Below are 15,207 nucleotides of genomic sequence, written 5' to 3'. Positions count from 1 at the left end.
CTGTGTGCCGCCATCTGGCCTGGCTCGGGGCTCCTCGCACGCTCGCGGCGCTCACCGTCGACCCGCCGTTCGGCCTGCTGCGCCAGTCCTGGGCGCCACGCCGGATGCGGCATGGAACCATCAACGCCGACGGTTTCGGAGTCGGCTGGTACGCGCCGGACCTGCGCCCGGAACCAGCGCGTTACCGGCGCGCGGTACCCATGTGGACGGATGCCTCGTACGAGTCGATCGCTGGAACGATCAGTTCGTCCTGCGTGCTCGCCGCCGTGCGCAGCGCGACCGTCGGCATGCCGGTGGAGGAGACCGCGACGGCGCCGTTCACCCACGGCACGCTGCTGATGAGCCACAACGGCCGGGTGAACGCCGAGGCCGCGATGAGTGAGCTGCTGGCCCGGCCCGGCGCACCGGTGCCGGACTCCCGCTGCGACTCGGCCATCGTGGCCGCCCTGCTCTGGGAGAGCACATCCCGGCTGCCGCTGCCGAAGGCCGTGGCGGATGTCGTACTGACCCTGAGTGAGCTCACCGAACCGGACGGGACCCCGGCCCGACTCAACCTCCTGGTCACGGATGGCACCCAGATCGTGGCCACCACCTGGCGGGACACCCTCAGCTACCGGGCGGGGCCCGACGGCGTTCTCGTCGCGAGCGAGCCGGACGACGACAGCGACAGCGACGACGACAGCGACAGCGACGACGACAGCGACAGCGACAGCGACGACGACGACAAAGGTGACAGCGACGACGGCGGCAACCGCAACAACGACGACAGTTCGGGCTGGATCGACGTACCCGACCTACATCTCCTGGTGGCCGACACACGCAAAGTCACTCTTAGTAGTTTGATCTCTTAGAACGACTACTGTGAGTCGCACGAGTAGACGGAGGGCCCACGTTGACATCCAGGACACCCGCAACTGCCAGGGAAGCGCGCGGGTCCGCCTTCGCCGGAGCCACCGGCGGCGACCCGAGCGGCATCCGCGACGAGCCCACCCGGCCGAAGGACACAACAGCCAACGGATCGGGGTCGGGGGGGTCGGTGCCGGGCGCCGGTATCACTGTCACACGCCATCTCGCCGCCGCCGAACGGCATGCGTCCCTCGCCGCCGACGTCCGAGCCGGGCTGACCGCGAATCCGCGCGAGCTGCCGCCCAAGTGGTTCTACGACGCCACCGGCAGCCTGCTGTTCGACCGGATCACCCGGCTGCCCGAGTACTACCCGACCCGGCGCGAACACGCCGTGCTCGCCGCGAACGCCGCGCGGATCGCCACGGCCTGCCCGGCGACGACGCTGATCGAACTGGGTTCGGGCACGTCGGAGAAGACCCGTCTGCTCCTGGACGCACTGCGCAAGGCCGGGGTGCTCCGCCGCTTCGTCCCGTTCGACGTCGACGAGGAGACCCTTTTGCGGGCGGGCCAGGAGATCCTCCGCTCCTACCCGGGCATCTCCGTGCACGCCGTGGTCGGCGACTTCGAACGCCACCTGGCCTTCCTCCCCGGCTCCGCGGGCGGCGACAGCGAGAGCGCGGGCGCGGGCGGCGTGGCGGCCGACCGGCGGCTCGTCGCCTTCCTCGGCGGCACGATCGGGAACCTCCGTCCCGAGACCCGCGGGACGTTCCTGCGCGCCCTGCGGGACCAGTTCCGCGACGGCGACGCGCTGCTGCTCGGCACCGACCTCGTCAAGGACCCCGCCCGCCTGGTCGCGGCCTACGACGACAGCGCGGGCGTGACGGCCGCCTTCAACCGCAACGTCCTCTCCGTGATCAACCGGGAGCTCGACGCCGACTTCGACCTGCGCGGCTTCGCGCACGTCGCGGCCTGGGATCCGGAGAACTCCTGGATCGAGATGCGGCTGCGCAGCGTTCGCGAGCAGGAGGCCAACGTGCGTGCCCTCGGCCTGGTCACCCGCTTCGGCGCGGACGAGCAGATGCGCACCGAGATCAGCACCAAGTTCACGCTCGAAGGCATCCGGGCCGAACTCGCGGCGGCCGGCCTCGGCACCAGCGCGCAGTGGACCGACCCGGACGGCGACTTCGCGCTGACGCTGGCCGTCCCGGCCTGAGCCGGGACGGCCGCCAGGCCCGTGTGGTGCTCAGGGCTCAGCCGGTGATCAGCCGGTGATCAGCCCGACGTCGCGGGCGGCGCCGGTCGACGCCGAGGTCGCCATCGCCGCGTACGCGCGCAGCGCGGCCGACACCTGGCGCTCCCGGCCCACCGGGCGGTAGCCGACACCGGCCTCGATCTCCGCCCGCCGCGCGGCGAGCTCCTCCTCCGACACCAGCAGCTCCAGCCGCCGGGTCGGGATGTCGATCTCGACGATGTCGCCGTCACGCACCAGCGCGATCGGCCCGCCGTGCGCCGCCTCCGGCGAGACATGGCCGATCGACAGGCCCGAGCTGCCGCCGGAGAAACGGCCGTCGGTGATCAGAGCGCACTGCGGGCCGAGCCCACGGCCCTTGAGGAACGCGGTCGGGTAGAGCATCTCCTGCATGCCCGGGCCGCCGCGCGGGCCCTCGTAGCGGACGATGATCACATCGCCGGCCTTGACGACCTTGTTCAGGATCGCGTCGACCGCGGCCTCCTGGCTTTCCACCACCACGGCCGGACCGCGGAACGACCACTGGCTCTCGGGGACGCCGGCGGTCTTCACCACGGCGCCGTCGGGCGCCAGGTTGCCACGGAGTACAGCGAGACCACCGTCGGCCGAGTAGGCGTGCGCCACCGAGCGGATGCAGCCCTTCTCCGCATCGGTGTCGAGGGTGTCCCACCGGTTCGTGGAGCTGAACGGCTCGACGGTACGCACCCCGCCAGGCGCCGCGTGGAACAGCTCGATCGCGTCCGGGGACGGGTCCGTGCCGCGCACGTCCCAGCGGTCGAGGAACTCGCGCAGGCTCGCCGCGTGCACACTGTGCACGTTCGGGTCGAGCAGCCCACCGCGGTCGAGCTCACCGAGGATCGCCGGGATCCCGCCGGCCCGGTGGACGTCCTCCATGTAGTAGTCGGTCGAGCTCGGCGCCACCTTGCACAGGCAGGCCACCGACCGGGAGATCCGGTCGATGTCGTCGAGCGTGACGTCGACACCGGCCTCGACGGCGGCGGCGAGCAGGTGCAGCACCGTGTTCGTGGAGCCGCCCATCGCGACGTCCACCGCGAAGGCGTTGCGGAACGCGGCCGCGGTCGCGATCGAGCGCGGCAGGACGGCCTCGTCGTCCTTTTCGTAGTAGCGCCGAGCGAGGTCGACGACCAGGCGGCCGGCCTCGACGAACAGGCCGCGGCGCGCCGCGGCGGTCGCCAGCGTCGACCCGTTGCCCGGCAGTGAGAGGCCCAGTGCCTCGGTCAGGCAGTTCATCGAGTTCGCGGTGAACATCCCGGAACACGAGCCGCAGGTCGGGCAGGCGGAACGCTCGATGGTGTCGAGCTGCTCGTCGCTGACGGCCGGGTTCACCGCGGCGGTCAGCGCGTCGATCAGGTCCAGCCGGGAGTGGGCGACGCCGCCGTTGATGACGGCCTGCCCCGACTCCATCGCCCCGCCGGAGACGAACACGGTGGGGATGTTCAGCCGCAGCGCGGCCAGCAGCATGCCAGGGGTGATCTTGTCACAGTTGGAGATGCAGACCAGCGCGTCGGCGCAGTGCGCGTTGACCATGTACTCGACGCTGTCCGCGATGATCTCCCGGGACGGCAGGGAGTACAGCATGCCGCCGTGGCCCATCGCGATCCCGTCGTCCACGGCGATCGTGTTGAACTCCTTGGCCACACCGCCCGAGCCGACCACGGCGTCCGCGACGATCGTCCCCAGGTCGCGCAGGTGGACGTGACCTGGGACGAACTGGGTGAAGCTGTTCGCGATCGCGATGATCGGCTTGCCGAAGTCGTCATCTGTCATGCCGGTGGCCCGCCAGAGAGCGCGGGCACCGGCCATGTTGCGGCCGTGGGTGGTGGTGCGGGAACGCAGAGCGGGCATCTCGACCTCTGGGCTGGAATTACAGGGCACGAACGGACGGTGTGCTCGGGACGCCAGACCTGGGCTCGGGCGGGTGGGCACCGATCCGCATCGTCCGCATCGCCCGCACAGCGGGGCCGACACCGAGGTTGGGGCCGACACCGAGGTTCCCGAGCCGACCGCAGACACTCCAGGCGCGCCCCGGTCCGGAGGCTCGCCACCGCTCAGGCTACGCCTTGCGTCCGTCGGGACGTCGTCGGGACGGCGACGGTGCCGGTCAGGGCGTCCAGCCTCGGCCCGGGCCGGAACCGGGGTCGTCGGTGCCGTCGGTGTCGTCCATGCCGTCGATGTCCGACGGACCCGTCGGTCCGTTCGGCGCCGAGGGCGGCCCGGACGTGCCTCGCCGACCGGTGCGGCCAGGTCGGTCAGGCCCACCCGGCCCCGGTGGCCTGTCGGGCCCGCTGGGTCGGCCGGGACCGGAACCGGGGCCGAGACCGGAACCGCCGGACTCGGTGGCCAGGAACTCCAGCCAGGTCGGATCTATATCCGCTTGCGCGTTCGGATCCGGCCGGTCGGGATCCGGCGCCGGCATCTCCGGCACCGGCACGTCGGCGGCGGAGAACGGGCTTGGCGTTGACGGATTCCCATGGGCAGCGTTCCCGGGGGCCGGTTCCGCGGAACCGGGTGGGGGAGCCCCGGGCAGGCCGGTGGTTCCTTCCGGCGGCGGTGCCGCGAGCGGGTAGCCGGCCCGACGGCCTGCGCTCGGCGGCGGCTGGGGTGCGGGCGTCCAGCCCGGCTCATCAGGCCGGCCATGCGGCGGGACGAACGGCTCACCGGCCGGCGCCGCAGCCCCGGGGTGGCCCGGATGCGCGACCTGACCCGGATTCCCCGGATACCCCGGGTAGTGGGGTGGATACCCCTGATACCCCGGGGCGCCCGGACCGCTCCCCGGGTAGGGCGGATACCCCGGTGGCCCGTAAGGCCCCCCGTACGGACCAGCCACCCCCGGCGCACCGGGCACTCCGGGCGTTTCTGCCGCCCCGGGTGCTCCCGGCGCTCCGGGAACACCGGGCACGCCCCCCGGCTGGGCGGTGCCGTACCCGACCGGACCTCCGAGCAGCCGCGAACCCGGCTGTGGCCCCGTCGCCCGGTTGAAGCGCGCGACCGTCCTCGACCCACGCCGGCCTCGCCACCACCGGCTGACCAGCACCACGAGGACCAACGAGGCGACGGTGCCCAGCAGCGGCGCGACGTCATGATCCTCGTACCCGATCAGCTGGTAGACGCTCAGCACGCCGATGAAGGCGTATCCGGTCACGAAGAAGACGATCGGGCGGAACCTCACCCGCTCGACCACCCTGCGCAGCACGATCGCGACGAACAACCACAGAAGGAAACCGAAGAAGGTGGCGGTGAGCGGAGCGAAGACGAGGTACTCGAAGAACGTGGCCATTGGGATCAGGCTGGCCCGGGGCGCGCTAGGCCGACGAGCCCGGCGCGGCCGGCTCCGGGCGGTCCGCGATCGCCACGACGTGCTCCACCGACGGGTCGCCGGCGAAGAACGGCGACAGCGCCGCCCGCCACCGGGTGAACCGGTCGGAGCCGCGGAACGTCTCGGTGTGCGCCTCCAGGCTGTCCCAGTCAACGAGCAGCACGAACCGGGACGGCGACTCGACACCCCGCGTCATCCGGACAGACCGGCATCCAGGGGTGGTGACCAGCTCATGGCGGACAAGCCGGTAGGCGGCCGCGAAGTCGTCCTCGCTGCCAGGCCTGACTTCGAACCTCGCGACCTCGACCACCCCGGAGTCGCGCGGGGGAACACCGGAAACGCTCATGGCGTCCAGTCTGTCACCGCTGGGGCGGCTCTTCATGCGGGCGGCCGCACGGAGTCACCAACCCTCCGGAGAAACCCACGAAGCGGCCATGCGCCGCGCGGCACGTGCCGGCTGCGCGGCCGCGCGCCTGCTGACCGTTCGCGGCAGACAGATGCGGACAGACAACCAGGGACGCCGCCCGGGATCCATCGAGGTCATAACGGCAGATTTGTGACTAAAATCTCCCCAGTAGAGTATTCATAGCACAGAGTAGTCGACTGAGCTGGCCTTTTACGGCACCCCTTCCCCGATTTTCGACAATCTGTGACGCTCGAATCCGGCACAACCCGACAAAGCGCGGAAAGCCCTTGACTGAGCGACAGAAACTATCGAAACTTGTCACAGCAATCGAGACGTTCAATTACGGCACCTCATGTGCATGAATTTGACACTCCGAATGTTCGGAGATTCTTTCGACGACGGTACACGTCGGATCTCCATGCTACACCCAAGCCAATTCACGCCCATCTTCTTGCGGAGGACGAAAAATGAATAGGAATCGACAGGCGACCGCTCTCGGCCTTCTCGTTCCTACAGTAGCGATAACCGGCTGGAACGGGGTTTTCAACGCAACCCCGGCGGCTGCCGCAACCTGTGAAGAGTCAGCAAGAGACGCGCGTGTGGTCGCGTCGGCGCAGCTCTACTGGACCGATCTGGATGGGGTTCACACAGAGAAGGGTTCTGTAGGGTACGTCGAAAGCATCTACAGCCCAACATGCCGAACAATCAAGGGTCACGCCTACATCAACGCCCCCTACCCTGACGGTAGTGGCGTGCTTCGCGTTGAAGTCAGGGCAACCGACGGAATTCCGCCGATCCAGCCCCAGAACGTGGTCACCTGCTCGTCTTCCGGAGTTCCGCACCCGGAATGCTTCACCCAGTTCATCAGCGATGCAGGCGGCTACCTCGCAAGCTCGGGGGCCACCTACGACAACACCTATGGCGACCATTCGGACTATCGCGGGACTACCTTGGCCTACTGAGTGAGGCTGGAGCTTCCTGGCTGGCTCACTGCCAGCCCGAAGTCGCAGCTCACCTAGCTGAGGATTTGGTCGAGCTCACCACCGGCGCCGGGGATGTCTTCGGCGCACGGGGCACTAGTTGGCCATGTCGACGAAGCGCGAGTAGTGGCCCTGGAACGCGACGGTGACGGTGCCGGTGGGGCCGTTACGGTGCTTGGCGATGATGAGGTCGGCCTCGCCGGCCCGGGCGGACTCCTTCTCGACCGCGTCCTCGCGGTACAGCAGGATCACAGCGTCGGCGTCCTGCTCGAGGCTTCCGGACTCACGCAGGTCGGACACCTGCGGGCGCTTGTCGGCCCGCTGCTCGGAGGCACGGTTGAGCTGCGAGATCGCCACGACCGGAACCTCCAGCTCCTTCGCCAGCAGCTTCAGTGACCGCGAGATCTCGCTGACCTCCTGCTGGCGGCTCTCCACCTTCTTCGGCGACGACATGAGCTGCAGGTAGTCGAGGATGACCAGGCGCAGGTCGTTGCGCTGCTTGAGGCGCCTGGCCTTGGCCCGGATCTCCATCATCGTGAGGTTCGGGCTGTCGTCGATGTAGAGCGGGGCCTCCGCGACCTCGCCCATCCGCCGGGCGAGCCGGCCCCAGTCATCGTCCGTCAGCCGGCCGGTGCGGATGTTCTGCAGCGACACCCGCGCCTCCGCGGAGAGCAGCCGCATGGTGATCTCCATGCGGCTCATCTCCAGCGAGAAGATGACCGATGTCATCCCGTTCTTGATGGACGCGGCCCGGGCGAAGTCCAGGCCCAGGGTGGACTTTCCGACCGCGGGCCGGGCCGCGACGATCCAGAGCTGGCCGCCGTGCAGGCCGTTGGTGAGCTCGTCGAGGTCGGTGAAGCCGGTTGGGACGCCGGTGAGCGCCCCGTCATGGCCCTGGATGGCCTCGATCTCCTCCAGCGCCGGGTTGAGCAGCTCCCCGAGGGGGGTGTAGTCATCGCTGGACCGCCGTTCCGTCACCTCGTACACGGCGGCCTGGGCCCGGTCGACGACCTCGCTCACGTCGGGTGCGGGGCCGAAGGCGAGCTGGACGATGCGGGTGCCGGCTTCGGCGAGCCGGCGCAGGACGGCCTTCTCCGCGACGATCCGCGCGTAGTACCCGGCGTTCGCCGCGGTCGGGACGCTGGAGATCAGCGTGTGCATGTAGGCGGGCCCGCCGACCCGCTCCAGCAGGTTCTGCCGGCCGAGCTCGGCGGCGACGCTGATGACGTCGGCCGGCTCACCCCGCCCGTAGAGATCACCGATCGTCTCGAACACGGTCGCGTGTGCCGGCCGGTAGAAGTCGTTCGCGGTGAGCACCTCGACGACGTCGGCGATCGCGTCCTTGGAGAGCAGCATCCCGCCGAGCACGCTCTGCTCGGCCGGAAGATCGTGCGGCGGGGTCCGGTCGAACTCGACCGGCGTTCCGGACCCGCGATTGATATCGGTGACGCTCACGCCCTACCCCCCGCCCTGGGCCGACCCGAACCCGACCCGTCAACGGCGGGCCCACCCGAGGCAGGCCCACCCCAGCCACCGAAATCGAACCTATGTTCGATTGGCCTGCGGGACCTGTCAACTCGCCCGTCCGCCCGACCACCTCAAGATCATTAATCCCCCGCCCGTACGGACTATCCCGATCCAGGGGATAGCTAGCCAGTGTGGACGGTCCGACAGTAGGCGCAGACACGGGGAGGCTCCAAAAAGTTGTCCACAGCACCCTGTGGACAACCTGTTGGTAACTGCGGAAGATCTGGGGACCACCTCGGGATAGTGCCGCGCCCGGTTGTGGACAGGGCCCTGCGATCCTGACGCGAACCCGCAGCGCGCAACGCCCAGCGGCCCGATCCCACCTGTGGACGGAAAATAGTTCAGTCGACTTTCGGGCTACTGCGCCGACTAACCCATTCGGGCTATATCGCCCTGACGTCCGGTCTCACCCTCCGCAGCTGGCCCCGCCACGCCACCAGACGGATCGAACGCCCCGGTGGACGCCGATCCCGTTCGCCTCAAGTGTCCCGCTGCCGCTTCCGCCTCCTGGTCGCACACGCCGACCGGACACCGATCCGCAGTGATCTACGCGTGGCAGCGGCAAAGAAACGCGGCGCCGACGACAAGGCGTGGCGCCGCGGGTGGACCGTCGCCGGTGCCGCGGCGCCCCCGGCGAGGGGACAGCCGCGACACCGGTCGAGAAGTCAGGCCGAGACGACCTGGACGGTCAGCTTCGCGGTGATCTCCGGGTGCAGGTGGACCGATACGGAGTGCGAGCCGAGCGCCTTGATCGGCGTGCTCAGCTCGACGCGGCGACGGTCCAGCTCCGGGCCGCCGGCGTTGGTGACGGCGGCGACGACGTCAGCCGCGGTCACCGAGCCGAACAGCCGGCCCTCCTTGCCCGCGCGGCCGGTCAGCCGCACGGACAGACCGGCCAGCTGGCCGGCGATCTCCTTGGCGTGGTCGAGGTCACGCACAGCGCGCGCGTCCCGCGCCCGCTTGATCTGCGCGACCTGACGCTCGGCGCCGCGGGTCGCGAGGATCGCGTACTTGCGCGGAACCAGGTAGTTGCGCCCGTAGCCGTCGGCCACGTCGACGATGTCCCCCGGGCTACCGAGGCCGGGGACCTCCTGGGTGAGGACGAGCTTCATCTCATCCCCCTCAGCGAGCCGTCGAGGTGTACGGAAGCAGTGCCATCTCGCGGCTGTTCTTCACCGCGGTCGCCACGTCACGCTGGTGCTGGCTGCAGTTGCCGGTCACCCGACGGGCGCGGATCTTCCCGCGGTCCGAGATGAACTTGCGGAGCAGCGAGGTGTCCTTGTAATCGATGTAGTGAACCTTGTCCTTACAGAAGACGCAAACCTTCTTCTTGGGCTTGCGCACGGCCGCCTTGGCCATGGATGTGCTCCTACCTCTTTGGTTACGCGAGTTCCGATCGCGCGTTGAAGACATTCGACCGCCTTAGAACGGGGGCTCGTCGGAATAACCGCCAGCGGGCTGTGACCACGGGTCGTCCGCGGGGCCGCCGGCGTAACCGCCGCCGCCACCGCCCTGACCACCGCCGTAGCCGCCGCCGGGGCCACCCTGGCCGCCGCCGAAGCCGCCGCCGCCCTGACCACCTGGAACACCTGGACCGCCAGGACCACCCTGGCCACCACCGAAACCGCCGCCCTGGCCGCCGAAGCCACCGCCACCGCGGGAGGCCTTGGTGACCTTCGTGGTCGCGTAGCGCAGCGACGGGCCGATCTCGTCAACGTCAAGCTCGATGACGGTGCGCTTCTCGCCCTCGCGGGTCTCGAAGGAGCGCTGCTTGAGACGGCCCTGAACAATCACGCGCGAACCCTTGGTGAGGGATTCGGCGACATTCTCGGCCGCCTGACGCCAGATCGAGCAACGCAGGAAGAGCGCCTCGCCGTCCTTCCACTCGTTCGTGTTGCGATCGAGTGTGCGCGGGGTCGCCGCGACCGTGAAGCTCGCGACCGCGGCGCCGTTCGGCGTGAAACGCAGTTCGGGATCGCTGGTCAGGTTGCCGACGACCGTGATCACCGTCTCACCGGCCATGGTCACGCTCCCCTCGCTGGACGGCCCGTGCCGGCGCGCAGCGCGCCGAACGGGCGGCTCGCGTCACGCCGCTGCCCGGCGGCTGGGCCGCGGAGCCTTCGGCTCGGGCAGCCGGATCACCTTGGTGCGGATGACCGACTCGTTCAGCACGAGCTGGCGGTCCAGCTCGGCGACGATGGCCGGCTCGGTGTGCAGGTCGATGACCGCGTAGATGCCCTCGTAGCTCTTCGCGATCTCGTAGGAGAGCCTGCGGCGGCCCCAGACGTCGACCTTCTCGACGACCCCGCCGCCCTGGCGGACGACGTTGAGGTACTGGTCGAGCGAAGGCGCGACCGTGCGCTCCTCGAGCTCGGGGTCGAGGATCACCATCAGTTCATAGTGGCGTGGCAAGGTTGAACCCACCTCCTGTGGACTCTAACGGCCACGGATCACCCGTGGCAGGAGGAAACCAGGCGCCGGTGAGCGGAGCGCCATCTACAGGCGCGCGCACCGTCGGCACACGGTATGTCTGGTCGAGATTACTCGACCCGCCCAGGGTGGTCGGCGAGGCTCAGCAGCCGGCTGACCCGGGCCCACACGGCACCGACCCCGACGACCCCGACCAGGTCGATGACGACCAGCAGCCCGCGGGCGTGCCGGGACGGATCGGCCGCCACGATCGCCAGGATCAGGAAGAGAAGGGCGAGCACGCCGGCGGCGGCCGCCGGTACCACCAGCCGCTGCGGCACGTTCGCGCGCGCGGGCGCCACCGTCGGCCCCGCGCTGCCACCCTGTCGGTCGTCGCCCGTCACGGCTCACATCCTTGCCTATGTCCGGCCGGCCGGGCACGCATCCGATCAGCTCGGCCGTGTCGCACCCACACCCGCACCCCGGCCGGACCACGCCGCTCGCTCCGCGCCGCGCCGCGCCGCGGCGTCAGTCCACCCAGTAGCCCTGGGTGAAGGCCACGACGAAGATCACCATGAGTGGCCCGCACACCCAGACATAGGCACCTCGCACCCATGGCCAGCGTGCACCGACCCGCGCGAGCAGCAGATACAGCGGGAAGGCGACGAGAATGCCACGGATCCCGGACGCGTAGTAGTTCGTGAAGCTCATGATCGCCGTCATGAGGCCGACGAACGTCGCCTCCCCCCAGCGCCTGCCCCAGATCAGGGCGCCGGTGAGCAGCACACCGATGACGACCGCGAGCAGCTCGCCGCGCCAGAACCAGACGAACGTCGACGCCCCGTCGCCGTCGAAGGCCGTGCCCCAGGTCCGCGACCAGCCGTTCCAGGGCCAGTCGACGGCACGGTGCCAGCCGTCGTGCATGGCGTCGGTGTAGGAGTCCCACCGCCCGCTGCGGACCCGCAGGTAGACGAGATAGCCGGCGATCGGCAGCGGCGGGATGGCCAGTGCCAGCGCGGGCCTCGCGATCAGTGGACGTCCGGCGGCACGCCGCACCAGCACGTACTGGACGATGAGCGCGGCGCAGAACGCGATGCCGGTCACCCGGGCGGAGGCCGCCGCCGCTCCCAGCAGGCCGGCGAGCAGCCACCGGTCACGGCGCGCGGCCAGCCAGGAGGCGGTCGCGAAGCCGAGGAAGAAGCCTTCGGAGTACGCGGCGAAGAGGAACACCGCGTACGGGAAGCACACCAGCGCGAGGACCGCGAACCGGGCGTCGCCCTCGTCCACCTCGTCGGCCGCCAGCCGCCACAGTGCGGCCACACCGATCGCGCCGACCACGAACGAGACCACCAGACCGGCGCCGATCCAGTCGGGAACGACGACGTGCACGGCCCGGATGGCCAGCGGAAGTCCGGGGAAGTCGACCTCGGTACGGTCCGAGTAGGACGGCGAGAGGTAGCCGTAGCGGGCCACCTTGGTGAACAGGCCGACATCCCAGCGGTCCCACAGCGTCGTGAGCCCGGGGACGTCCCGGGCCGGGCCGTTGGAGAGCAGCCGCGCCCCGGCGAGCGACGCGAGGGCCACCGCGACCCGGCTCGCCACCCACAGCGGCAGGGTCGCCTGCACGCACGCGGGCAGCCGGGCCCAGGCAGTGCGCACCGCGCCGAAGCCGCTCCAGCCGCCCAGCTTCCCCGGCTCCGCCGCGACGACCTCCCGGGTCTGCGAGGTCACCCTGCGTCCCCCCGCAAGCGAAGGATCGGTGGAAGGCGCAGCAAAGCAGGCCGGGCGGACTGGACGGACGGAGCAGCCAGGCCGGACTGGACAGACTCGGTGGACAGGACGGACTCAGCGGACAGGACGGACTCAGCGGGCCGAGCGGACGGTGCGGCGTGGACGGCGTGGACGGAGTGGACGGACGTGATGGACCCGGCTGCGTCGGCCGCCTCGGCTGGCCGGGCCGCTCCGGCTGGCTCGGCCGGGGCCGTGCCGTCGGCCCAGGCCCCCCGGCGCAGCGGCAGCAGGGTCCGAGCCCCGAGGCGCCCACCGCGCACATCGGGTGCCCCGTCGAGCACGCCCCCGGCCGGGTCGTCCAGTCCGTCGGCGCGGACGACGTCGCGCTCGGGCCGCAGGATCTCCGACACGACGAACGCCGCGAGCACGCACAGGACGAGGTCGCGCAGCACGACCGCGCCGACGAACCAGCCCCGGTCGATTCCGTCGGCGCCGGAGGTGTCGTTGAAGATGAAGTGCATAAACCTGGTGAACAGCACCCAGATCTCGCAGGCCTGCCAGAGCAGGAACAGCCGCCAGCGGGGCCTGGCCAGCGCGACCAGGGGCAGCAGCCAGATCGTGTACTGAGGCGAGAAGACCTTGTTGGTCAGCAGGAACGCGATGACGAGGAGCAGCACGATCTGCGGCACCCGCGGGCGGCGCGGCGCCAGCAGCGCCAGGGCGATCACACCGGCGACGGCCAGGATCAGCGCCGCCGCGGTCACCGCGTTCAGGGTCCCGACGGGGATGCCGTGCTTGTGCACCGCGGTGAGCAGCAGCGGCGTGGCGATGGCGACCAGCAGCCAGCACACCGCCGCCGCACCGATGATCCGCGGGGCCCGCCAGGGCCAGTTGCGCAGCGCCACCGCGGCGAGCGCCCCGACGGCGGCGAGGCCGAGGAGCATCACGACGAGGTGCGCCGGCGCGAACCAGCCGGTTTCGTACTTCCCGGCGGCCCAGGAGAGGGCGAAGGCCAGCGAGTCCCAGTCGGCGCCGCGCTCGGAGTTGAGCTCGAAGAAGCGCTGCAGGCCGTTGTGCCCGCCCGCGTACTCGCCGTCGAGCAGCGCGGTCCAGTTCCCACCGCCCCAGAAGGTGGACCAGATGCCGTCGCTGACCTTGTCCGTCCCGTTGAAGTAGCCGGCGGTGAGCCACACCGGCAGCAGCACCAGGACCACCGTGCCGGCCGCGTAGAGCACGCTGCGCACCAGCGGGCGCAGCCGCCCGGCGCGCAGGCACAGCGCCGCCAGGCCGACCAGGAAGAACACCGGGTAGAGCTTTGTGACGATGCCGAGGCCGAACAGGATGCCGGCCAGCCGCGGCGCTCGGCGTGACCAGGCGAGCAGGCCGCCGGCGGCGAAGGCCACGGCGAGGATGTCCCAGTTGGTCAGCAGGTGCAGCGCGAGCATCGGTGCCAGCGCGAGCAGGGCCGCGTCCCACACCCGGCGCTGGCCGGCCGTCATCGCGGTGCAGGCGACGGCCACGCAGGCGGCGATCAGGAACAGCAGGGCGGTGAAGTCGTAGAACAGCGCCGAGCGGGTGTCCATCGAGTAGTGGTCGAAGACCTGGGTGGGCGGCCCGCCCTCGGTGCGGAAGACGGCGACGGGCGCGGAGCCGAGGCCGGCGAATGAGGAGACGAGCTGCATCGCCGCGCCGATGAGCGGCGGGTACTCGGTGGGGTAGTCCAGGTAGGGGATCTTGCCGTCTACCAGGCCCTCCTGGCTGTAGAGGGCGACCACGTCCGAGTAGCACATCCGGGTGTACTGGTACTCGTCCGTCCAGTTGCGGGTGTCGCGGCAGCCGGACTTTTGCGCGTAGCCGAGCACGCAGGTGATGACCACGAAGAGCATCAGCACCCGCAGCGGGCTCCACCACGTCCGTGTGGTGCCGACGACGGCGTGCCGCCCGGGCGGCCCCCCGATCAGCTCGCTGGCGCCCGCGACCACGGGGTCGTTCTGCGCCGGGCTGGACCGGGTGGGCAACGCCGGGGTCGTGGCCATGCGGGTCATTCTGGTACACGGACCTGAGCGCCCGTTCGACGACACTGATCAGGCGCCCGTGGGGCCCGTGCCGCCGCCAGAAGATCTGAGGATCGCGGTCGTTGTTGCGACCACGATCCTCAGGTCTTGTCCTAATGCCACTTAGCCTATTTTGATCAAGCTGCTGCCTGGGGTTCTACAGGGTTGGCGAGCCTGATCGTGGGCGGGGCGGAGTGACGCCTACCGCGCTGGCGGGATTTCTTCACCGGGTAGCGGTGCGGGCCGGCGCGTCGCACCGCGCGAGGGTAGGTGCGTTCGCGGTGCCGGGTGAGTTTCGCGGGCCGGGTGATGTCCGTGGTGATCAGGGTGAGGGCGTGTTCCTGCTGGTCAGGGGGAAAAGGCCGGCGGGTCAGCGACCTGCCGGCGCAGAACTCTCACGGTCCGGGTGAACCGGACCCGGTCGGGGTCGATCCCGGCGGCGGTCGCGGCCGCGCAGATCAGCGCGGCGATCGCGTGGTGGGTGAGCAGGTAGCCCCAGATCTCCTGGTAGACCCCCTCGGGTGACTGCGACCGCAGGACCTTCCCGGGCCGCGCAGGTAGGTCTTGACCTGCCGGTTCGCGGTCTCGTGTTCCCACCGCTGGTGGTAGGCGCCGGCCAGCGCGGCCGCGGGGGCCTCCCGACGGGTCGAGGATGGTGGTGATCAGGG

At 70.3% G+C, this 15,207-nt stretch carries 14 protein-coding genes and 1 pseudogene; 3 read left to right on the top strand and 12 right to left on the bottom strand.

All coding sequences use genetic code 11. The annotated features are described in order from the left end of the window. Positions 1-2: 2 nt before the first annotated feature. Entirely contained in the window at positions 3-851 is an 849-nt protein-coding gene (egtC, locus tag FREUN1FDRAFT_RS26185) for an ergothioneine biosynthesis protein EgtC (protein WP_006543277.1), read from the top strand. Between the two features lie 41 nt (positions 852-892). After that, positions 893-2,059, top strand: a complete 1,167-nt coding sequence (gene egtD / locus FREUN1FDRAFT_RS26180) for an L-histidine N(alpha)-methyltransferase (RefSeq protein ID WP_006543276.1) — start codon at positions 893-895, stop codon at positions 2,057-2,059. Positions 2,060-2,107: 48 nt separating this feature from the next. Here egtD and ilvD read toward each other — a convergent pair whose 3' ends face one another. From ilvD to FREUN1FDRAFT_RS26165, 3 genes are all read right to left on the bottom strand, one after another. Further along, positions 2,108-3,961: a dihydroxy-acid dehydratase gene (gene ilvD, locus FREUN1FDRAFT_RS26175; RefSeq protein ID WP_006543275.1), complete on the bottom strand. Its 1,854-nt coding sequence runs from the start codon at positions 3,959-3,961 to the stop codon at positions 2,108-2,110. Between the two features lie 256 nt (positions 3,962-4,217). Then, on the bottom strand, positions 4,218-5,393 hold the full coding sequence (locus tag FREUN1FDRAFT_RS43110) for a hypothetical protein (RefSeq protein ID WP_006543274.1): 1,176 nt from the start codon (positions 5,391-5,393) through the stop codon (positions 4,218-4,220). 25 nt (positions 5,394-5,418) lie between these two features. Further along, on the bottom strand, positions 5,419-5,778 hold the full coding sequence (locus tag FREUN1FDRAFT_RS26165; RefSeq protein WP_035953517.1) for an antibiotic biosynthesis monooxygenase: 360 nt from the start codon (positions 5,776-5,778) through the stop codon (positions 5,419-5,421). A gap of 659 nt (positions 5,779-6,437) precedes the next feature. Here FREUN1FDRAFT_RS26165 and FREUN1FDRAFT_RS44270 point away from each other — a divergent pair. Next, positions 6,438-6,800 (top strand): hypothetical protein, encoded by a 363-nt coding sequence (locus tag FREUN1FDRAFT_RS44270; RefSeq protein WP_157475346.1) that lies wholly within the window; start codon positions 6,438-6,440, stop codon positions 6,798-6,800. 114 nt (positions 6,801-6,914) lie between these two features. Here FREUN1FDRAFT_RS44270 and dnaB read toward each other — a convergent pair whose 3' ends face one another. From dnaB to FREUN1FDRAFT_RS26120, 9 genes and pseudogenes are all read right to left on the bottom strand, one after another. Beyond that, the gene (dnaB, locus tag FREUN1FDRAFT_RS26160; protein ID WP_006543271.1) at positions 6,915-8,273 is read right to left on the bottom strand and encodes a replicative DNA helicase; all 1,359 of its coding nucleotides are present in this window, start codon (positions 8,271-8,273) and stop codon (positions 6,915-6,917) included. 737 nt (positions 8,274-9,010) lie between these two features. Beyond that, positions 9,011-9,457 carry a 50S ribosomal protein L9 gene (gene rplI, locus FREUN1FDRAFT_RS26155; RefSeq protein WP_006543270.1) on the bottom strand — a complete coding sequence of 149 codons (447 nt, stop codon included), beginning with the start codon at positions 9,455-9,457 and terminating at the stop codon, positions 9,011-9,013. Positions 9,458-9,467: 10 nt separating this feature from the next. Further along, entirely contained in the window at positions 9,468-9,704 is a 237-nt protein-coding gene (gene rpsR, locus FREUN1FDRAFT_RS26150) for a 30S ribosomal protein S18 (protein WP_006543269.1), read from the bottom strand. A 63-nt stretch (positions 9,705-9,767) separates the two neighbouring features. Continuing rightward, positions 9,768-10,367 (bottom strand): single-stranded DNA-binding protein, encoded by a 600-nt coding sequence (locus FREUN1FDRAFT_RS26145; protein ID WP_006543268.1) that lies wholly within the window; start codon positions 10,365-10,367, stop codon positions 9,768-9,770. Positions 10,368-10,430: 63 nt separating this feature from the next. Next, a complete protein-coding gene (gene rpsF / locus FREUN1FDRAFT_RS26140; RefSeq protein ID WP_006543267.1) occupies positions 10,431-10,757 on the bottom strand; it encodes a 30S ribosomal protein S6 in 327 nt (108 codons plus the stop codon). Positions 10,758-10,885: 128 nt separating this feature from the next. After that, complete coding sequence (locus FREUN1FDRAFT_RS26135) at positions 10,886-11,158, bottom strand: hypothetical protein (RefSeq protein ID WP_006543266.1); 273 nt, start codon at positions 11,156-11,158, stop codon at positions 10,886-10,888. 124 nt (positions 11,159-11,282) lie between these two features. Next, the gene (locus FREUN1FDRAFT_RS26130) at positions 11,283-12,485 is read right to left on the bottom strand and encodes a hypothetical protein (RefSeq protein WP_006543265.1); all 1,203 of its coding nucleotides are present in this window, start codon (positions 12,483-12,485) and stop codon (positions 11,283-11,285) included. Further along, positions 12,482-14,530: a glycosyltransferase family 87 protein gene (locus tag FREUN1FDRAFT_RS26125; protein WP_006543264.1), complete on the bottom strand. Its 2,049-nt coding sequence runs from the start codon at positions 14,528-14,530 to the stop codon at positions 12,482-12,484. The genes FREUN1FDRAFT_RS26130 and FREUN1FDRAFT_RS26125 overlap by 4 nt, the downstream gene beginning before the upstream one ends. Positions 14,531-14,887: 357 nt before the next feature. Beyond that, positions 14,888-15,207 (bottom strand): annotated as a pseudogene (locus tag FREUN1FDRAFT_RS26120) (transposase); the annotation flags it as partial.

Origin of the sequence: Parafrankia sp. EUN1f (assembly GCF_000177675.1) — a bacterium.
Classification (GTDB): Bacteria; Actinomycetota; Actinomycetes; order Frankiales; family Frankiaceae; genus Parafrankia.
Note: the sequence above shows the minus strand (reverse complement) of the source record. Positions and strands in the feature narration are given on the sequence as shown.